This window comes from Paraburkholderia sp. 31.1 (assembly GCF_014397645.1).
GTDB lineage: Bacteria > Pseudomonadota > Gammaproteobacteria > Burkholderiales > Burkholderiaceae > Paraburkholderia > Paraburkholderia tuberum.
Window position 1 is genome coordinate 224,116 of record NZ_VZQN01000002.1, and the last position, 18,595, is coordinate 242,710.

Sequence of the window (18,595 nt, forward strand, 5' to 3'; positions counted from 1 at the left end):
CTTCGCACTCAACGCGCGGCCGTGCGCGCTCGTCGATGAAATCGGATCCTGTGCGTGCTTCGCGCTGTGCAATGCAATACGGCTTGCGCGAGAAGCCGCGCGACGCATCGACAGCGCGCTGCAAGTTGTAACCCGCAGCGCAATGAATCGCACGGTCGTGCGCTTTGTTTTACACTCGAAAACAGTGCCAACCCTGAACGATACGGAGACACGATGCGCGCGATTCGCTGCAAGCAGTACGGGCCGCCCGAGAGCCTGGTCGTCGACAACCTGGCGGATCTCGAAGCGCCGCCTGGCCACGTCGTGATCGACGTGAAGGCCGCGGCCGTCAATTTTCCCGACGTGCTGATCATCGAGAACAAATACCAGTTCAAGCCGCCGCTGCCGTTCACGCCCGGTTCGGAAGCCGCGGGCATCGTGCGCGCGGTGGGCGAAGGCGTCACGCAGTTCAAGCCTGGTTCGCGCGTGGCCGCGTTCACCGGCTCCGGCGGTTTTGCCGAACAGGCGCTTGCGCCCGCCGCGGCCTGCGTGCCGCTCGACGATGACGTGTCGTTCGAACTCGCGGCCGCGTTCACGCTCGCGTATGGCACCTCGCATCACGCGGTGGTCGATCGCGGCGCGCTGCAGTCGGGCGAGACGATGCTCGTGCTCGGCGCGGCCGGCGGAGTCGGGCTGGCGGCGGTCGAAATCGGCAAGGCGCTCGGCGCGCGCGTGATCGCGGCGGCATCGAGCGACGAAAAGCTCGCGACCTGCGTGAAGCACGGCGCGGACGCGACGATCAACTACAACACCGAGGATCTGCGCGAGCGCATCAAGGCGCTCACCGACGGCAAAGGTCCGGACGTGATCTACGACCCGGTCGGCGGCGTGTATGCGGAGCCGGCGTTTCGCAGCATCGGCTGGAGGGGGCGTTATCTGGTGGTCGGCTTTGCGAATGGCGAGATTCCAAGGCTGCCGCTGAACCTGATGTTGCTCAAGGGCGCAAGCGTGGTCGGCGTGTTCTGGGGCGACTTCGCAAAGCGTGAGCCGCAGCGCAATCGCGCGGCATTCGAGCAGATGACCGGCTGGATTCGTGAAGGCAAGCTCAAGCCCTACGTGTCGGCCCGCTACTCGCTCGACGACACCGGCCGCGCGTTGCGCGACATGGCCGAGCGCCGCGTGATCGGCAAGGTGGTCATCACGCCGTAGCACAACCCATAAAGCAGCATCAAAAACGGCGCGGCGGCCGACTGCGATTTCGGCCGCCGCGCCGCTTGCGATCCACGTTCACAACTTCTCGGTATCCCCGGTGCGCGGCTGCCACTTCATCAAACGCCGCTCCGCGGTCCCGACGATCGCATCGAGAATCAGCGCGAACGCGGTCAACACCAGAATCCCCGCGAACACCGTGTTGATATCGAAGGTGCCCTCGGCCTGCAGGATCAGATAGCCGACGCCGCGCGCCGAGCCCAGATACTCGCCCACCACCGAGCCGACGAACGCAAGCCCCACCGACGTATGCAGGCTCGAAAACACCCAGCTCATCGCGCTCGGCAGATAGACGAAACGCAGCAGCTGTTTGCGGTTCGCGCCGAGCATGCGCGCGTTCGCGAGCACGACCGGGCTCACTTCCTTCACGCCCTGGTAGACGTTGAAGAACACGATGAAGAACACCAGCGTGACGCCGAGCGCGACCTTCGACCAGATGCCGAGGCCGAACCACACGCCGAAGATCGGCGCGAGAATCACGCGCGGCATCGAGTTCGCGGCCTTCACGTACGGATCGAACAGCGCGCTCGCGGTCGGCGCGAGCGCGAGCCACAGGCCGACGCCGAGCCCGATCGTGGTGCCAAAGACGAACGCGAGCACGGTCTCGACGAGCGTGATCCACAGATGCAGATAGATCTCGCCGCCCGTGAACCATTCCCAGATCCGCTGCAGTACTTTCTGCGGCTCGCCAAAGAAAAACGCCGCCTTGTTCGGATCGTCGAAATAGAACGGCGGTATCAGCGTCGGGCTCGTCAGCACGTACCACAGCACGAAGCACAGCACGAGCAGCAGCCACTGCCAGATCACCAGATTCGCCCGGCTCGGGCGCAACGTCTTCCACATGACTTGGTTTGCCTTGGACGATTATTGAACACGTCTTCTTTTCGATGCGCAGGCGGGGATGCGCGGCACATTTAAACAGCGGTCAGTTGCTGCTGATAGCCCTTGAGCACCTCATCGCGCAGCACACCCCAGAGCTGCGCATGCAACTCGACGAAGCGCGGATGCGAACGGATTTCGGCGACATCGCGCGGCCGCGGCAGATCGATCCGGAACTCGCCGATCGGATGCGTCGCAGGCCCGGCCGACAGTACCACCACGCGGTCCGACATCGCGATCGCTTCGTCGAGATCGTGCGTAATGAACAGCACGGCCTTGCGCTTCGCGGCCCAGAGATCGAGCAGCTCGTTTTCCATCAGCTGCCGCGTTTGAATATCCAGCGCGGAAAACGGCTCGTCCATGAGGATGATGTCGGGGTCGAGGATCAGCGTCTGCGCCATCGCGACGCGCTTGCGCATGCCGCCCGACAGCTGATGCGGATAGCGGTCGCCGAAGCCGCCGAGACCGACACGCTTCAACCACTCTTCGGCCTTCGCGCGCGCTTCCGAGGCCGGCACGCGGTGAAACGACAGGCCGGCCATCACGTTGTCGAGCGCCGAGCGCCACGGCATCAGCGCATCTGCCTGGAACATATAGCCCGCTCGGCGATTCAGGCCGCTGAGCTGTTCGCCGAACACGCTGACGCCGCCCGCCGACGGCTGGAGCAGCCCCGCGCCGATGTTCAGCAGCGTGGACTTGCCGCAGCCAGTCGGCCCGACGACCGACACGAACTCGCCGGGCTCGATACGCAGCGTCGTGTCCTTAACTGCTGTGTAGCGCTGTGCGCGGTTGTCACGCGCGGCGAACGTGCAGGTGATGTTTTCGAGCGCCAGGGCAGCAACGGTCATCGTACGGCTCGCTTCGGAAATCGGGTTTGCGGGGAGTTGTCGCGGCGACGCTGGGGCGACGGCTGTGGACGCGGCGAATCGCCCTGTCCACGTCCCATTCGATGCGCCTGTGTGCGCGCCGCGTCGTTTATGCCTTGACGGTCGCGAGCGCCTTCTTCACGAAGTCGTTGGTCCACGTCTTCGACAGATCGATCTGCGCGTTCTGGATCACCGGATCGAACGCTTTCAGTGTCTTCAGCGACGTCGCGGGACCGTCGGCGGGCATCAGGCCGTCGGGCGACATCGCTTCGCGCACGTGCTGCCACGCGTCGAGATAGAGCGCGCGGTCGCCGAGCAGATAGCTCTCCGGCACCGTGTTGATCAGTTCGCTGCCGCTCGCGTTCTGCAGCCACTTGAGCGCGCGCACCATCGCATTGGTCAGCGCCTGCGTGGTGTTCGGGTTCTTCGTGATGAACGACTGCGATGCGTACAGGCAGCCCGCCGGCATGTCGCCGCCGAACACGATGTGCGTATCGGTGAGCGTGCGGGTATCCGACACGACGCGCACGTCGCCGGCGCGCTCGAGGCGCGTGACGACCGGATCGAGATTGGCGATCGCGTCGATCTGCCCGGACTGCAGCGCGGCGATCGCGCCGGCACCGGCGCCCACGCCGATGAACGCGACGTCCTTCGGACTGAGCCCTGCTTTCGCGAGGACGAAGCTCGCCATGATCGACGTCGACGAACCCGGCGCGGTCACGCCGATCTTCTTGCCCTTCAGATCGGCGATCGACTTGTAGTTCGGCATCGTCTTCTTCGACACTGCCAGCACGATCTGCGGCGCGCGGCCCTGCAGGACGAATTCGCGGAACATCTGCTTTTGCGCCTGCAACAGCAGCGTGTGTTCGAACGCGCCGGAGACCACGTCGGCGCTTCCGCCGACTGCCGCCTTCAACGCCTGCGAGCCGCCCGCGAAGTCGGAAATCTCGACTTCGAGCCCCTCGTCCTTGAAGTAGTTGCGGCGCTCTGCGATCGTCAGCGGCAGGTAGTAGAACAGGTTCTTGCCGCCGACCGCGATGGCGACCTTGGTGGTCTCGGGCTTGCCCTGCGCGAAAGCGAACGGCGTGGCAGCGAGCGAGGCGCCCGCGAGCGCCGCACCGCCGGCGAGGAAGGTTCTGCGTTGCATGGTCCGTTGTCTCCAGATTTTTTGTCGTCCGGCTTTTTGACCGCCCGTGCGCGCGTGGCGCAAGCGCTTGGCCACGGTGTGGGGCTGCCGGTCGCAAGGCGCGAATCGTGCGTCAGCGCCGCGCTTTACGCGCCTTTCTCTATGCGTTGCGCTGTGCGCATCAGACGATCTGTTGCGCCCGCAACCGCGCGATGCCGTCAGCATCATAACCTAGCGATTGCAGGACTTCATCGGTATGTTCACCCAGTTCTGGCCCCAGCCAGCGCGTCTCACCGGGCGTCGCCGACAGCTTCGGCGTAACCGCGGGCAGCGTGATTTCCTTGCCGTCCTGCCACTTGAACCGCTGGATCATCTGCCGCGCGATGAACTGCGGATCGGTGAACATCTCGGCGACGCTGTAGATGCGGCCCACCGGCACGTCGGCCGCGTTCAGCACCGCGAGCGCTTCGTCGATCGTGCGCGTGGACAGCCACGCGCCGATCGCGGCGTCGATTTCCTGCGTGCGCAGCACGCGGCCATCGTTATGCGCGAGCGCCGGATCGTTGGCGAGATCGTCGCGTTCGATCGCGATCATCAGGCGCCTGAAGATCGGATCGCTATTGCCGCCGATCACGATGCTGCCGTCGCGGCACGGATACGTATTCGACGGCACGATGCCCGGCAGAGACGCGCCGGTACGCTCGCGCACCATGCCGTAGACGCCGTATTCGGGCACCACGCTTTCCATCATGTTGAAGACGGCCTCGTACAGCGCGACGTCGACCACCTGCCCCTTGCCGCCGTTCACCTGCTTGTGATGCAGCGCCATCAGCGCGCCGATCACACCGTGCAGCGCGGCGATCGAATCGCCGATCGAAATGCCGATGCGCGGCGGCGGCAGATCCGGATAGCCGGTGATATGGCGCAGACCGCCCATCGACTCGGCGATCGCGCCGAAGCCGGGCCGGTCGCGATACGGGCCCGTCTGGCCGTAGCCCGACAGACGCACCATCACGAGGCCGGGGTTCTCGGCGGACAGCACGTCGTAGCCGAGCCCGAGCTTTTCGAGCAGACCGGGCCGGAAATTCTCGACGACGATATCGGCCTCTTTCGCGAGGCGCCGCACGATCTCCTTGCCCTCTTCGGCTTTCAGGTTGATCGTGACGGACTTCTTGTTGCGCGCCTGCACGGCCCACCACAGCGACGTACCGCCGACTTCCGGGTACAGCTTGCGCCATTTGCGCAGCGGGTCGCCGCCTTTGGGGTCTTCGATCTTGACGACGTCGGCGCCGAACTCGCCGAGAAAACGCGCGGCGAACGGCCCGGCAATCAGCGTGCCGAGTTCCAGCACCTTGACGCCGGCGAGCGGACCGCACGCGTCATGCGGCGCAGCGCTCGCGCCTGATTCGGGGGTGGCGCTCATGAGTCTCCTTGGTTCTGCATCGTTGTGTACCCGGTCTGTCTGGTTTGCAACGACTTGCGACGATGCGTGCCTGGACGGATATGGCGGCGGCCAACGAAAGCCGCGTGGCTACATCGAACGACGGTCGAGCATCGCGCGCGCGATCGTGCCCGCGTCGACATACTCGAGCTCGCCGCCCACCGGCACGCCGCGCGCGAGACGCGTCACGGCAAGGCCGCGCGCCTTCAGCGTCTGTCCGAGGTAATGCGCGGTGGCCTCACCCTCGTTGGTGAAATTGGTGGCCAGCACGACTTCCTTGACGACGCCATCCGACGCGCGCTTCACGAGCCGGTCGAAATGGATTTCCTTCGGGCCGATGCCGTCGAGCGGACTCAACCGCCCCATCAGCACGAAATAGAGGCCGCGATAGGTCATCGTCTGTTCGAGCATGATCTGGTCGGCCGGCGTTTCGACGACGCACAGCAGCGACGGATCGCGCTCCTCATCGAGGCAGACCTCGCAGATCTGCGCTTCGGTAAATGTGTTGCACTTTTCGCAGTGACGCAGATGCTCGGTCGCGAACAACAGCGAGCGCCCGAGCTTTTCGGCGCCTTCGCGATCGTGCTGCATCAGGTGATACGCCATGCGCTGCGCGGACTTCGGCCCGACACCGGGCAGCGCGCGCAGCGCTTCGACGAGCGCCGACAGGGCGGAAGGTTGTTTCATGCGGATCGGCGTCGACGTGGGTGGTGCTCGCGTGGGCGAATCGGGATGCGGGGGTGTTGCTCGAACCGGGCCGCGTTTTCACGCCGTGACGACGCTTTCACGCGCGGCTGCAGGTTCGATGTTTCCAGCCTGCACGCGGCGCGCGGCGGCGAGCGTCTGCGTTCGCACCGCGGCAATCAACCGCCGCGGCGCTCACCCGCTTCAGCCCGTTCTCAATCAGAGCAGGTTCAGAACGGCAGCTTGAAACCCGGCGGCAGCGGCAGGCCGGCGGTCATGCCGCCCATCTTTTCCTGCGCGGTCGCCTCGGCCTTGCGCACGGCGTCGTTGAACGCGGCGGCGACGAGATCTTCCAGCATGTCCTTGTCGTCGGCGAGCAGGCTCGGGTCGATCGACACGCGGCGCACGTCGTTCTTGCAGGTCATCGTCACCTTGACGAGACCGGCACCCGACTGCCCCTCGACTTCGATCTGCGCGAGTTGCTCCTGCATCTTCTTCATGTTTTCCTGCATCTGCTGGGCTTGCTTCATCAGCCCGGCGAGTTGGCCTTTCATCATGGACGTGCTCCTTCTAGATAGCGTGGAATCTGGCATTCCGGCGCCGCGCCGCGACGACGCCGCGAACGATGGATCAGTGGGCCGGCGACGCGCCGTTCGGGGCGGCGTCCGGGGTAATCGGGCGGATCGAGCCCGGCACGATGCTCGCGCCGAACTCGCGAATCAGCGACTGCACAAACGGATCGGCGCTGATCTCGCGCTCGGCTTCCTGCTGGCGCTGCGCGCGCAGCTTCGCGTCGTGCGCGGCGGCGGTACGGCGCGCCGGGCCGACTTCGACCTGCACGTCGACGTTCTGGCCGAGCCGCTCGACGAGCGCTGCCTTCAGTTTAGCGACCTGCGACGCTTCTGCGTATTGCGGTACCGGCACGTTGAGCTTCAGCATGCTGCCGTCGAGCGCCATCAGTTCGCTGTTGAACGCAAGCTGATACGAGATGCCCTTCAGCGGCAGATCGACGGCGAGCGCCGGCCAGTCGCCGGTGAAACCTAGCGGATCGAGCGGCACGGCAGGCGGCAGCGGGCGCGTATCGGCGACCGGCGCCGGCGCGGCGGCCTGCGCGGCCGCGCCGTCCATGCGGACGTCGTCGGGGCCGCGGTCGAACACCGGCACGAAGTCGTCGTCTGGCGGAATGAAGTACGCGTCGTCCGCGGCCGACAACGGCAGGTAGTCGTCGGGCGGCATGTCGTCCCATGGTGGGATCGACGGGCTGTTCTGCTGCGCATTGCTGCTCGCGCCGCTGTTTGCGTCGCGAGCGGGTGCAGCCTGCGCGGCGGTGTCCTGCGACACGCGGCGTGACGCACCGGGCGTCGGCACCGGCACGACCACTCGCGGCGCGGCGGATTTCGGTGCGGCCGGCTTCGGTGTGGCGGGTGCGGCCGGCTTCGCGGAAACGTCCGTGTTAGCGCGGCCACGGTCGGACGATACTTTCATGCCGGCGTTGCGCAGCACGTCGAGCGCGGCGCTGGCGCCGCCCGCGCGGCGCGGCGCGGAGTCGGCTGCGGCCGCCGGTGCCGCCGTTGAAGCGGGCGCCGCCAATTCCGGCCGCGCTTCCGGTTCCGGTGACGTGGCCTCTTCCGCGCGACCAGGCGCGGCAGTTGCAAGCGCGCTCGGTGCGGACGAAGGTGCGATGTCGGAAACTTCGTTCGAGACCGGCGCGCTCGAGCTGGCGATCGTGGCGACGGCATTCGCGGGCGCGTCTTCCCACGGCGCCAGCGGGGGTGCCGTAATGGCAGGCGCTTCTGTCACGCGGGCGACTTCGGCATTGGGCGATTGCGGTGCTTCTTCAGATTGCGCGGAGTCGGCTGCGGGCTTCGCGATCGGCTTTGCAGTCGGCGCGGTCGATTTCATCGCGTCGCCCTGCTCCTCGCCGGCAACGCCTACCTGAGGTCCGCGAACGGGCGCAGCAGCTGCCATGGCCGTCGCGGACGACGGTGACAGCGCGCGCAGCGCGGCAACCGCCGGTGCACCCGAGCGCTGCGCACCGGCGCCGGCGCCGCCCGCATCGCTCTGCGTGCCAGCGGCTCCCGCCGCTCCGCCACCGCCGCCTGTCGGCGCCGGCTCGAACGCGAGCATGCGCAGCAGCGTCATCGTGAAGCCCGCGTATTCGTCGGGCGCGAGGCCCAGTTCGCTTCGGCCGATCGTCGCGATCTGATAGAACAGTTGCACCTGCTCGGCGCTCAACGCGTCGGCGAAACGGCGCAAGTCGGCCGCCTCCGGCCATTCGTCGAGCACCGACGAAGGCGCGAACTGCGCCCACGCGATCCGATGCAGCAGGCTCGCCAGGTCTTGCAGCGCCGTCGAGAACGACAGGCTGCGCAAGGCCATCTCGTCGGCAACCGCCAGCACCGCCGCGCCGTCGCCCTGCCCGAGCGCGTCGAGCAGGCGGATCAGATAGCTTTGGTCGAGCGCGCCGAGCATGCCGCGCACCGCGTCTTCACTGACCTGGTTCGCCGAATAGGCGATCGCCTGATCGGTCAGCGATAGCGCGTCGCGCATCGAACCGTCGGCCGCGCGCGCGAGCAGGCGCAACGCCTGCGCCTCGTGAGGCACGCTCTCTTCGCCGAGAATGCGTTCGAGATGCGACACGATATGGCCGGCCGGCATCTGCTTCAGATTGAACTGCAGACAGCGCGACAGCACGGTGACCGGAATCTTCTGCGGGTCGGTGGTCGCGAGGATGAACTTGACGTGCGGTGGCGGCTCTTCGAGCGTCTTCAGCATCGCGTTGAACGCGTGGTTCGTCAGCATGTGCACTTCGTCGATCATGTAGACCTTGAAGCGCGCATCGACGGGCGCGTACACCGCGCGCTCGAGCAGCGCGGCCATTTCATCGACGCCACGATTACTCGCCGCGTCCATTTCGACGTAATCGACAAAGCGCCCTTCGTCGATCTCGCGACACGCACGGCATACGCCGCACGGCGTCGACGTCACGCCGGTCTCGCAATTGAGCGCCTTCGCGAAGATGCGCGACAGCGTGGTCTTGCCGACGCCGCGCGTACCTGTAAACAAATAGGCATGGTGCAGACGGCCGCCGTCGAGCGCATGGGTGAGCGCGCGCACCACGTGCTCCTGTCCGACGAGCGAAGCGAAATCCTTCGGCCGCCATTTGCGTGCGAGAACTTGATAGGTCATCCGGAAATTGTATCAGTAACAATGGCGCGCAAAACCGATTCGGGAAGACGCGTGAAATGCGCGAAACGGCCACGACGACGCTCCATCTGAAGACGGCGAACGATCAATACAAAAGCTGGGAATGACTGGGGAGAAACTGCGCAGAAGCCGTGAGAACGGTCGCGGAGAAAAAAGCAAGGAAAGGTGACGAGCCCGACCCTCGGCACTGGTGGAAAACGGCTGTGGCTGCTTCGTTCCCGACCTGACCAGGTTGACCATCCCTCCATGCGAGGAGGCCCGTCACGAAGGATTCTATCATTGCCGCGCGCGTTGTGCGACTGTTGACATGAGCAAAACGCGAACGACGCTCCGCTTCGAACGGCTTCGCGCGGTTTGCGGCCGCTTTCTGCACGCCGCGAGACGCCCTCCCGGCCACCGCGGCGACGCCCGCCACCCGCGGCACTTGAGTTCGCCGCGCGCGACTCCATTTAGATTGCAACGCGGTCGCCGTGAGCCGCAGAAACCGGCCGACGCTGCGGCGGCGGCCTATTAGCCCCACTGCTTTGATGAGTACTATCGCCATCGGCAACGCATAGCGAATTAAGCTACACTGCCAGTTGAAAGACCCGCATACGCGACTCTTTCCGCGCATTGCGTGAAAATCCGGCGTTTTTTCAGACGGTTTTTCTGATTTTCACAGGCATGCGCGGCGAGGCTCCGGATGCGGCAAAGCGAACGGAAGTTTTCCCAGTTTTGACGTATCGTGGCGAGCAATTCAGGCGGGCCTCGAACCGAGAGAGGTATTCATAAATGAGCGAACAAATCAAGCATATTAGCGACGCATCGTTCGAACAGGACGTCGTGAAATCCGATAAACCCGTGCTGCTCGATTTCTGGGCCGAATGGTGCGGTCCGTGCAAGATGATCGCGCCGATCCTCGACGAGGTCGCGAAGGACTACGCCGATCGCCTGCAAGTCGCGAAGATCAATGTCGACGAGCATCAGTCCACGCCGGTCAAGTTTGGCGTGCGCGGCATCCCCACATTGATCCTGTTCAAGAACGGCGCCGTTGCCGCTCAGAAGGTCGGAGCTCTGTCGAAGTCGCAACTCACCGCGTTCCTCGACGGCAACCTGTAAAGCAAGCAGTACGCCGCGGCGCTCGCGGGTCCATCGCGCGCCGCAGGCAGTTGGAGAATCGGGCGCATCGGGTGAGCAAACCGCCGCGCCCGCCGGTCAAGCGTGTTGTCAGTCGGCAACACGCTTTGCAACAAAGATGCCACGCTGCCGCACTGGCTTAAATTGGCGTGTGCTATGCTAGAATCCACAAAACGTCGAAAAGACGTGTAAGTCTTTGAGCGGTTCCGCTCACCCTCCTCCCAGATTTCATTTCGTCGCACCTTCTCCTGCGGGTTCTCCGTATGCATTTATCCGAGCTTAAGACTCAGCACGTGTCCCAATTGATCGAGATGGCTAATGGCCTCGAGATCGAAAGCGCGAACCGCCTGCGCAAGCAGGAATTGATGTTCGCCATTCTAAAAAAACGAGCCAAAGCGGGCGACACGATCTTCGGCGACGGCACCCTCGAAGTGCTGCCGGACGGTTTCGGCTTCCTGCGTTCGCCGGAAACCTCCTACCTCGCCAGCACGGATGACATCTACATCAGCCCGTCGCAAATCCGCCGCTTCAATCTGCATACGGGCGACACGATCGAAGGCGAAGTGCGCACGCCGAAAGACGGCGAGCGCTATTTCGCGCTGGTGAAGGTGGACAAGGTCAACGGCCAGCCGCCGGAGGCCTCGAAGCACAAGATCATGTTCGAAAACCTGACGCCGCTGCACCCGAACAAGGTGCTGCTGCTCGAACGTGAAATGCGTGGCGAAGAGAATGTGACCGGCCGCATCATCGACATGATCGCGCCGATCGGCAAGGGCCAGCGCGGCCTGCTCGTCGCGTCGCCGAAGTCGGGCAAGACCGTGATGCTTCAGCACATCGCGCACGCGATCAAGCAGAACCATCCCGACGTCGTGCTGTTCGTGCTGCTGATCGACGAGCGTCCGGAGGAAGTGACGGAAATGCAGCGTTCGGTGGCCGGCGAAGTGATCGCCTCGACGTTCGACGAACCCGCCGCGCGTCACGTGCAGGTCGCCGAAATGGTGATCGAGAAGGCCAAGCGCCTCGTCGAAATGAAGAACGACGTCGTGATTCTGCTCGACTCGATCACGCGTCTCGCGCGCGCTTACAACACGGTGGTCCCGGCTTCGGGCAAGGTGCTGACGGGCGGTGTCGACGCGAACGCGCTGCAGCGCCCGAAGCGGTTCTTCGGCGCGGCGCGCAACATCGAGGAAGGCGGATCGCTGACCATCATCGGCACGGCGCTGATCGAAACCGGCAGCCGCATGGATGATGTGATCTACGAAGAGTTCAAGGGCACCGGCAACATGGAAGTGCACCTCGAGCGCCGTCTCGCCGAGAAGCGCGTCTACCCGTCAATCAACCTGAACAAGTCGGGCACGCGCCGCGAAGAGCTGCTGATCAAGCCCGAAGCGCTGCAGAAGATCTGGGTACTGCGCAAGTTCATTCACGACATGGACGAAGTCGAGTCGATGGAATTCCTGCTCGACAAGATCCGCCAGACGAAGAGCAATTCCGAGTTCTTCGACATGATGCGTCGTGGCGGCGGCAGCTAACGCGCGACGTTCGTGCTGGCCGTATTAGTCGGCAACTGCAACGCATGAAAAACCGCTCGCAAACTGCGAGCGGTTTTTTTCGTCCATCGTCCGCAGAGACAATGCGCCGCGTTTTGCGAAGCTGCTGCCGCGCAAGAAGTGGATCATCGTGCCGGGCTTCGGGGTGGCCGCGTTCGCCGCCGGGTGGACGACACGCATGTCGCCGGACGTCGGCGAGGCGGCGCTCGCCCTGCCGCTGCTGCTGCGCGGCCTGCTGTTGCTGTTCATCGTGCCGCCGGTCGCGAATCTGACGTGCCGCATCTTCTTGATCGAGGAGGAGTTCACGCACGGCTACCGGCTGAAAAACATCGTCCGGCAGTTGACCCTCTCCTTCGCGACCGCCTCGGTGATCATCGTCGAGCAGCACCGGCTCGCGCTGCATCAAAGTCGCCTCGCGGAGTCCGTGAATCCGTACAATCCGGTCTACCAGAACACGCTCGCGATCGCGTCGATCAGCCGGTCGATTGCGCAGCAGGCCAGTTTGCTCGCGTCGTTCGACTGTTTCTATTTTCTGATCGGCGTCGCGATATGCGGCGGCCCGTTCGCCGCGTAGCAAAAACAGATCGACTGAAGGTGGGCTCCAAGCATGCTGTCGAAACTCACGAACTGGCTGGGCGCACGGCGTCGCGAGCGCGCGCTGCGCGACTACGCGATCGACGATTCCTTGTGGCAGACGACACTCGCCGGCCTACCCTTTCTCACGCATCTGGAAGCGCCCGATCTCGCGCGGCTGCGCGAGATGACGACTCTCTTCCTCGCGCAGAAGGAGTTCTCGACCGCGCACGAGCTCGAGCTGACCGATGCGATGACGGTCGGCATCGCCGCGCAGGCGTGCCTGCCGGTGCTGAACCTGAGCCTCGATCTGTATCGCGGCTGGGTCGGCGTGATCGTCTATCCGGGCGAGTTCGTGATCCGCAAGACCGTTGAGGACGAAGATGGCGTCGTGCACGAGATCGAACACGACGCCAGCGGCGAGGCGTGGGAAGGCGGCCCGGTGGTGCTGTCGTGGGAAGACGCGCAGATGACCGATGGCAGCGACGCATACAACGTCGTGATCCACGAGTTCGCGCACAAGATCGACATGCTCAACGGCGAAGCGGATGGCCACCCGCCGCTGATGCGCCGCTGGCACGCGCCGCTCGATGCGCAGGCATGGGCCGATGTGTTCGACCATGCATACGATCACTTCTGTGCGAAAGTCGACGCGGTGCCCGAGCGACGCTGGGCGCGTTTCGAACGCGAGTCGCTGATCGATCCGTATGCGGCGGACCATCCGTCGGAATTTTTTGCCGTATGCAGCGAGGCGCTGTTCGTGCGGCCCCAAGCGTTCGAGGCGGAGTATCCGGAACTGTACCGACTGCTCGCGCGCTACTACCGGCAAGATCCAGCGCGCGTCGGTTTGACGTTCACGCCCATTTGAGACGCCGCGAATGTGGGCGCCGCTTGCGCCGCAAGAGAATCCGCTGGCAGAAAAATCGCCAAGCGACTGATTTTCTGCCATAATCGCGGTTTTTCGACCGTAGGCAAGTGGCTCGCGCCTGAAGGCAGTCCCATTCGAGGCTGCACGCGGGTTGGCTACCGCCAGATTAAAGGAAAGACCATGAAAGAAGGCATTCACCCGAATTACCGCGAAGTCCTGTTCGTCGACATGTCGAACGACTTCAGGTTCGTGACGCGCTCGACCATCCAGACGCGCGAAACCGCGGAATTCAACGGCAAGACCTACCCGCTCGCGAAGATTGAAGTGTCGTCGGAATCGCATCCGTTCTACACCGGCCAGCAAAAGATCATGGACACGGCCGGCCGCGTCGAGAAGTTCAACAAGAAGTTCGGCGCACGTGCTTCGGGCAAGGCAGTAAAGTAATAAAAGTAATACCGCAACGGTACCGGCTTCCGGCCGGCAACGGAGCAAACAGAAAGGGCAGCGCGAGCTGCCCTTTTTTGTCGCCTGCGCTTGTGCGCCCGCTGGTTCGCACGCCGCGCGAAGCCTTCAGCCGGAAGGAGCACGCCGCGCTTTCGCGACACTGTGTTACAGCTTGTGCATTGACGTTGCCGGGCGTTACCGGCCGTGACGTGCATCGCACGGCACGACTACAATGCCGGATGCTCGAAACGGGCCCTCGCGCCCTGACCTGCCGGGCCGCTCCGGCTGCATCGTTTATCCAGACTCCACACACCGCATGAGACCTGTCGTTCGCCTCACCGCCTCTGCGACCAGTGCGTTGCCGCGCTGGCTGCTGCTGGCCATCTGTATCGTCTACGCCTCGTTCGGCCTGTTCGGCCGCGATCCGTGGAAGAACGAGGACGCAGCCGGCTTTGGTGTGATGTGGACGATGGCGAACGGCGGAGCGCACGATTGGCTGCTGCCGAATCTGGTCGGCAAATATCTGACCGAGGACGGCCCGCTCGGCTACTGGCTCGGCGCGAGCGCGATCCGCGTCCTCGCACCGTGGGTCGACGCGAGCAACGCGTCGCGCGTGTTCACGGGCCTGCTGTTCTGCGCGGGCTGTGCGTTCGTCTGGTACGCGGCGTATCTGCTCGGCCGGCGTCCCGAAGTGCAGCCATTCAAATATGCGTTCGGCGGCGAGCCGGAACCGCGCGACTATGGCCGCACGCTCGCCGATGGCGCACTGCTGATCCTGCTCGCGTGCTTCGGCCTCGCCGAGCGCGGTCACGAGACCACGCCGCAGCTCGCGCAGTTCGTCTGCATCGCGATGCTCGTGTACGGCCTCGTGCGCATGATCGACAAGCCGATTCAGGGCGCGCTGATCTGGGGTCTCGCGATCGGCCTCGTCACACTCGCGAGCAGCCCGGTGCTGGTCGGCGCGCTGCTGCTCGGCACGCTCGCGATGACGCTGATCGTCCGCGAAACGCGATCGCGCTGGCTGCTGCTCGCGGGTCTGCCCGTGGCGCTCGTGCTCGCGGTGTCGTGGCCGATCATCGCGCTCACCGCGTTCCCGGACGACGCTGTCTGGTATCTGAACCAGTGGCTGCACGTGAGTCTGAGTTCGTTCGCGGGCCCGCCCGGCTCGGTCGCCGCGTATGCGCTGAAAAACCTGCCGCTCTTCACGTGGCCCGCCTGGCCACTCGCGCTGTGGTCGTGGTTCAGCTGGCAGGGACTGCGGCGCGCGCCGCACGTGGCGATTCCGCTGTCGGTGATCGGGCCGCTGTTCGTGCTCGTCGTGCTGCAAAGCCATCAGTCGAACCGACTCTACATGCTGCTGCTGCCGCCGCTCGCGGTGCTCGCCACTTTCGCGCTGCCGACGCTCAAGCGCGGCGCGATCAACGCGATCGACTGGTTCGCGCTGCTGAGCTTCACGATCCTCGGCAGCTTCGTATGGCTCGTGTATGTGGCAGGCCTGACGGGCTTCCCGCATCCGCTCGCGCGCAATCTCGCGCGACTCGCGCCCGGCTTCGTGCCGCAGTTCAAGATTCTGTCGTTCGTGTGCGCGGTCGCGGTGACCGTGTGCTGGTTCCTGCTGGTGCGCTGGCGCCTCGCGCGTCATCCGAAGGTGCTGTGGCGCAGCGTCGTGCTGTCGAGCGCCGGCACCACGCTGATGTGGGTGTTGCTGATGACGCTGTGGCTGCCGGTCGTCAACTACAGCCGGACCTATCGCGACGTCGCGCAGCAGATCGCCGCCCACTTGCCCGATGACTACACGTGCATCGCGCCGGTGCGCCTGGGCAATGCGCAGATCGCGACATTCGCGTATTTCGGCGACATGCACTTCTCGTTCGACCAGGACTGCGACGTAATCCTGCGTCAGGACTCGCAGGACTACGGCAACCCGAGCGCGATGCCCGACTACGTCTGGAAGCTCGTGTGGGAAGGCCGCCGCGCCGCCGACCGCGACGAGCGCTTCCGCCTGTACGTGCGCATCGACCGTCCCAAGCCGCCGCCCGGCAAGCGCCGCAACTGGCACAAGAAGCGCGACTGACCATGTTCGCCGACGTACGGAAGATCGCCGCGCTCGCGTGGCCCGTATTGATCGGCCAGTTGGCCATCATCGCGTTCGGCGTGATCGACACGGCGATGGTCGGGCGCTACTCGGCCGTCGATCTGGCCGCGCTCGGCCTCGGCTCGTCGATCTACGTCTCGGTCTATATCGGCCTGACCGGCATCCTGACCGCGCTGCAGCCGATCACCGCGCAGCTGTACGGCGCGCGTCGCTACGGCGAGATCGGCGAAGAGGTCCGCCAGTCATGGTGGCTTGCCGCCGCGCTGACCGTGATCGGCTTTCTGATCCTGTTCTTCCCCGGACCGCTGCTGGCGTTGTCGCGGGTGCCCGACGCGCTGCACGAGCGCACGCTCGCGTACCTGCGGATTCTCGCGTTCGGGCTGCCCGCCGGCCTCGCCTTCCGGGTCTACGGCTCCGTTGCCAATGCGCTCGCCAAACCGCGGCTCGTGATGTTCCTGCAGATCGCCGCGCTGCTGCTGAAAATTCCGCTCAATACCTGGTTCATTTTCGGCGGCCTCGGCGTGCCCGCGCTGGGCGGTCCGGGCTGCGCGCTCGCGAGCACGCTGCTCAACTGGGCACTCGCGGCGCTCGGCATGCTGCTGCTCGCGCGCGTCGACGATTTCAAGGCACTCGGCATCTTCACGCACTTCTGCTGGCCGGTCTGGAAGCGCCAGGCCGCGCAACTGCGGCTCGGTATTCCAATGGGGCTGTCGTATCTGATCGAGGTCACGTCGTACACGTTCATGGCGCTTTTCATCGCGCGTTTCGGCACGACGACGCTCGCCGGGCACCAGATCGCCGGCAACGTCGGCGCGGTGCTCTATATGACGCCACTGTCGATCGGCATCGCGTCGTCGACGCTGGTCGCGCAGGCGCTCGGCGCGCATCGGCCGCAGGCGGCGCGCACGCTGTCGCGTCACGGCATCGCGATGGCGGTTGCGATCGCGTGCTGCTATGGCGCGCTCGTGCTCGTGCTGCGGCCGTATATCGTCGACGGCTATACGACGAACGCGCAGGTGGCGGCGAAGGCGTTGCCGCTGGTGCTGATCGTCGCCTGCTACCACCTGTTCGACGCGTTGCAGATCTCGACCGCGTTCGTGCTGCGCGCCTACAAGGTCGCGGTCGTGCCGACCATCATCTATGCGGTGGCGCTGTGGGGAGTCGGGCTCGGCGGCGGCTATGCACTCGGCTTCGATACGACCGGCCTCACGCCGCCCTGGCTGACCGGCGCGCGCGGCTTCTGGGTCGCGAATACCGCAAGTCTCGCGATTGCCGGGCTCGGCTTGCTCGTGTACTGGCGATTCGTGAGCCAGCGCTATTTGCGCGAGGCTGCGGCGGCGCTGGTTGATTCGGCTGTTTGAGGGGATGGAGGGTTGGGAAGGCCACGAATAGCACCGACCGGACCGTCAGTTGCGCCCAAGCCGGGGTGAGAGACGACCTGTTCTGCATCCGCCTTTCCTTCCCCACGCAGCTCAGCCCGCTCACGCCGCGTATGCGGCCTGCCCCTCCCGATCCTTGGCCTCGAAAATTTCCCGCGCCGCGAACAGCGCATTGAGCGCGGCCGGGAAGCCCGCATAAAGCGCCATCTGCATGAACACCTCGACGATCTGCTCGCGCGTGCAGCCGACGTTCAGCGCCGCCTCGATATGTACCTTCAGCTGCGGCTGCGCGCAGCCGAGGGTCGCGAGCGACGCGATCGTCGCAATCTCACGCGTGCGCAGATCGAGCTGCGGCCGGCTGTAGATGTCGCCGAAGCCGAATTCAATCAACAGGCGTCCGAATTCCGGCGCGACGGGCGCGAGCGCGGCGATTACCTGCTCGCCCGCCGAACCGTCGATTTCCCTGAGCTTGTCCCAGCCCCGCGCGTAGCGGTCGTTGTGTGCGTAGTCCATTGCGAGTCCTTGTCGGGGTGTGAGGGCGACGAGGCTTCGTCGTCCTGTCGTGCCGGATCGGGCTCAAGCGCGCCGCTCGTGGCCGCCTCGTAGTACGCGATCTTGTCGTCGATCGCGCCGAGGTTGCTCTGCAGATCGGCGATCCGCGCGAGCAGCGCGGTGCGATGCGCAACCAGCAGGTCGCGGCGTGCGCGCATCGTCGGATGGCCTTGCGCGCGCAGCGCGGCGATCTGCTGCATGCCGGAGATCGACATGCCCGTTGCCTTCAGACGCATCACGAAGCGCAACCAGTCGAGATCGGCCGGCGAGTACAGCCGGTGCCCCGTCTGCGTGCGTCCGACCGGCCGGATCAGGCCGGCCTGTTCGTAATAGCGCAGCGTGTGCGTGGACACGCCGATCGTTTCGGCGACCTGACCGATGGTGAGCGCGGTTGAGTGTTTCGACATGACGGACTCAGGTTAGGACTTCGAGTGCACTCTAAGTCATAGCGTTATACACATTTCGTTGTCCGCGCCGCCCGCGCCAGCAAGCCGTTTACATTCAATGACTTGGAGGCTGGGCTTGTAAACTTTGGCCGAATCGCGTCTACTCTTGCAATTTGGGCGG

The 18,595-nt window shown here is 64.9% G+C and carries 16 protein-coding genes, 1 other RNA gene and 1 pseudogene; 8 read left to right on the plus strand and 10 right to left on the minus strand.

What is annotated here, in order from left to right; genetic code table 11:
• The first annotated feature begins 213 nt into the window (after positions 1-213).
• Entirely contained in the window at positions 214-1,188 is a 975-nt protein-coding gene (locus F6X37_RS02190; RefSeq protein WP_187610153.1) for an NADPH:quinone oxidoreductase family protein, read from the plus strand.
• A 78-nt stretch (positions 1,189-1,266) separates the two neighbouring features.
• On the opposite strand, the gene F6X37_RS02195 is transcribed toward F6X37_RS02190, so the two are convergent.
• From F6X37_RS02195 to ffs, 8 genes are all read right to left on the minus strand, one after another.
• On the minus strand, positions 1,267-2,091 hold the full coding sequence (locus F6X37_RS02195) for an ABC transporter permease (protein ID WP_090804632.1): 825 nt from the start codon (positions 2,089-2,091) through the stop codon (positions 1,267-1,269).
• Positions 2,092-2,162: 71 nt separating this feature from the next.
• Positions 2,163-2,975: an ABC transporter ATP-binding protein gene (locus tag F6X37_RS02200; RefSeq protein WP_184064908.1), complete on the minus strand. Its 813-nt coding sequence runs from the start codon at positions 2,973-2,975 to the stop codon at positions 2,163-2,165.
• 127 nt (positions 2,976-3,102) lie between these two features.
• Positions 3,103-4,140, minus strand: coding sequence for an ABC transporter substrate-binding protein (locus F6X37_RS02205; RefSeq protein ID WP_018418133.1), 1,038 nt, complete (start codon positions 4,138-4,140; stop codon positions 3,103-3,105).
• Positions 4,141-4,300: 160 nt separating this feature from the next.
• Positions 4,301-5,542 (minus strand): CaiB/BaiF CoA transferase family protein, encoded by a 1,242-nt coding sequence (locus F6X37_RS02210; RefSeq protein ID WP_187610154.1) that lies wholly within the window; start codon positions 5,540-5,542, stop codon positions 4,301-4,303.
• Between the two features lie 108 nt (positions 5,543-5,650).
• Complete coding sequence (gene recR, locus F6X37_RS02215) at positions 5,651-6,247, minus strand: recombination mediator RecR (protein ID WP_018418135.1); 597 nt, start codon at positions 6,245-6,247, stop codon at positions 5,651-5,653.
• Between the two features lie 227 nt (positions 6,248-6,474).
• Positions 6,475-6,801, minus strand: a complete 327-nt coding sequence (locus F6X37_RS02220) for a YbaB/EbfC family nucleoid-associated protein (protein ID WP_008923976.1) — start codon at positions 6,799-6,801, stop codon at positions 6,475-6,477.
• Positions 6,802-6,874: 73 nt separating this feature from the next.
• On the minus strand, positions 6,875-9,433 hold the full coding sequence (locus tag F6X37_RS02225) for a DNA polymerase III subunit gamma/tau (RefSeq protein WP_187610155.1): 2,559 nt from the start codon (positions 9,431-9,433) through the stop codon (positions 6,875-6,877).
• A gap of 182 nt (positions 9,434-9,615) precedes the next feature.
• An RNA gene (gene ffs, locus F6X37_RS02230) (signal recognition particle sRNA small type) lies at positions 9,616-9,714 on the minus strand.
• 508 nt (positions 9,715-10,222) lie between these two features.
• Here ffs and trxA point away from each other — a divergent pair.
• The 7 genes and pseudogenes from trxA (at position 10,223) to F6X37_RS02265 (ending at position 17,458) form a co-directional block, all read left to right on the plus strand.
• Positions 10,223-10,549 carry a thioredoxin TrxA gene (gene trxA, locus F6X37_RS02235; protein WP_013089343.1) on the plus strand — a complete coding sequence of 109 codons (327 nt, stop codon included), beginning with the start codon at positions 10,223-10,225 and terminating at the stop codon, positions 10,547-10,549.
• A gap of 281 nt (positions 10,550-10,830) precedes the next feature.
• Positions 10,831-12,099: a transcription termination factor Rho gene (gene rho, locus F6X37_RS02240; protein ID WP_090804624.1), complete on the plus strand. Its 1,269-nt coding sequence runs from the start codon at positions 10,831-10,833 to the stop codon at positions 12,097-12,099.
• A 109-nt stretch (positions 12,100-12,208) separates the two neighbouring features.
• Positions 12,209-12,691, plus strand: a pseudogene (locus F6X37_RS02245) (MFS transporter); the annotation flags it as partial.
• A 33-nt stretch (positions 12,692-12,724) separates the two neighbouring features.
• On the plus strand, positions 12,725-13,558 hold the full coding sequence (locus F6X37_RS02250; RefSeq protein ID WP_187610156.1) for a zinc-dependent peptidase: 834 nt from the start codon (positions 12,725-12,727) through the stop codon (positions 13,556-13,558).
• A gap of 180 nt (positions 13,559-13,738) precedes the next feature.
• On the plus strand, positions 13,739-14,002 hold the full coding sequence (locus tag F6X37_RS02255; protein ID WP_090804621.1) for a type B 50S ribosomal protein L31: 264 nt from the start codon (positions 13,739-13,741) through the stop codon (positions 14,000-14,002).
• A gap of 316 nt (positions 14,003-14,318) precedes the next feature.
• Complete coding sequence (locus F6X37_RS02260; protein WP_187610157.1) at positions 14,319-16,076, plus strand: ArnT family glycosyltransferase; 1,758 nt, start codon at positions 14,319-14,321, stop codon at positions 16,074-16,076.
• Between the two features lie 2 nt (positions 16,077-16,078).
• Positions 16,079-17,458, plus strand: a complete 1,380-nt coding sequence (locus tag F6X37_RS02265; RefSeq protein ID WP_187610158.1) for an MATE family efflux transporter — start codon at positions 16,079-16,081, stop codon at positions 17,456-17,458.
• Positions 17,459-17,578: 120 nt separating this feature from the next.
• Here the strand turns inward: F6X37_RS02265 and F6X37_RS02270 are convergent, their stop codons facing one another.
• Positions 17,579-17,989, minus strand: a complete 411-nt coding sequence (locus F6X37_RS02270; RefSeq protein WP_090804613.1) for a carboxymuconolactone decarboxylase family protein — start codon at positions 17,987-17,989, stop codon at positions 17,579-17,581.
• On the minus strand, positions 17,908-18,435 hold the full coding sequence (locus F6X37_RS02275; RefSeq protein WP_090804611.1) for a MerR family transcriptional regulator: 528 nt from the start codon (positions 18,433-18,435) through the stop codon (positions 17,908-17,910). The genes F6X37_RS02270 and F6X37_RS02275 overlap by 82 nt, the downstream gene beginning before the upstream one ends.
• Positions 18,436-18,595: the final 160 nt, after the last annotated feature.

What these genes read in the sequence shown, in the direction of transcription:
- F6X37_RS02190 (WP_187610153.1), top strand. Translation starts at nt 214, where the DNA reads ATGCGCGCGATTCGCTGCAAGCAGTACGGGCCGCCCGAGAGCCTGGTC.
- F6X37_RS02195 (WP_090804632.1), bottom strand. Translation starts at nt 2,091, where the DNA reads ATGTGGAAGACGTTGCGCCCGAGCCGGGCGAATCTGGTGATCTGGCAG.
- F6X37_RS02200 (WP_184064908.1), bottom strand. Translation starts at nt 2,975, where the DNA reads ATGACCGTTGCTGCCCTGGCGCTCGAAAACATCACCTGCACGTTCGCC.
- F6X37_RS02205 (WP_018418133.1), bottom strand. Translation starts at nt 4,140, where the DNA reads ATGCAACGCAGAACCTTCCTCGCCGGCGGTGCGGCGCTCGCGGGCGCC.
- F6X37_RS02210 (WP_187610154.1), bottom strand. Translation starts at nt 5,542, where the DNA reads ATGAGCGCCACCCCCGAATCAGGCGCGAGCGCTGCGCCGCATGACGCG.
- recR (WP_018418135.1), bottom strand. Translation starts at nt 6,247, where the DNA reads ATGAAACAACCTTCCGCCCTGTCGGCGCTCGTCGAAGCGCTGCGCGCG.
- F6X37_RS02220 (WP_008923976.1), bottom strand. Translation starts at nt 6,801, where the DNA reads ATGATGAAAGGCCAACTCGCCGGGCTGATGAAGCAAGCCCAGCAGATG.
- F6X37_RS02225 (WP_187610155.1), bottom strand. Translation starts at nt 9,433, where the DNA reads ATGACCTATCAAGTTCTCGCACGCAAATGGCGGCCGAAGGATTTCGCT.
- trxA (WP_013089343.1), top strand. Translation starts at nt 10,223, where the DNA reads ATGAGCGAACAAATCAAGCATATTAGCGACGCATCGTTCGAACAGGAC.
- rho (WP_090804624.1), top strand. Translation starts at nt 10,831, where the DNA reads ATGCATTTATCCGAGCTTAAGACTCAGCACGTGTCCCAATTGATCGAG.
- F6X37_RS02250 (WP_187610156.1), top strand. Translation starts at nt 12,725, where the DNA reads ATGCTGTCGAAACTCACGAACTGGCTGGGCGCACGGCGTCGCGAGCGC.
- F6X37_RS02255 (WP_090804621.1), top strand. Translation starts at nt 13,739, where the DNA reads ATGAAAGAAGGCATTCACCCGAATTACCGCGAAGTCCTGTTCGTCGAC.
- F6X37_RS02260 (WP_187610157.1), top strand. Translation starts at nt 14,319, where the DNA reads ATGAGACCTGTCGTTCGCCTCACCGCCTCTGCGACCAGTGCGTTGCCG.
- F6X37_RS02265 (WP_187610158.1), top strand. Translation starts at nt 16,079, where the DNA reads ATGTTCGCCGACGTACGGAAGATCGCCGCGCTCGCGTGGCCCGTATTG.
- F6X37_RS02270 (WP_090804613.1), bottom strand. Translation starts at nt 17,989, where the DNA reads ATGGACTACGCACACAACGACCGCTACGCGCGGGGCTGGGACAAGCTC.
- F6X37_RS02275 (WP_090804611.1), bottom strand. Translation starts at nt 18,435, where the DNA reads ATGTCGAAACACTCAACCGCGCTCACCATCGGTCAGGTCGCCGAAACG.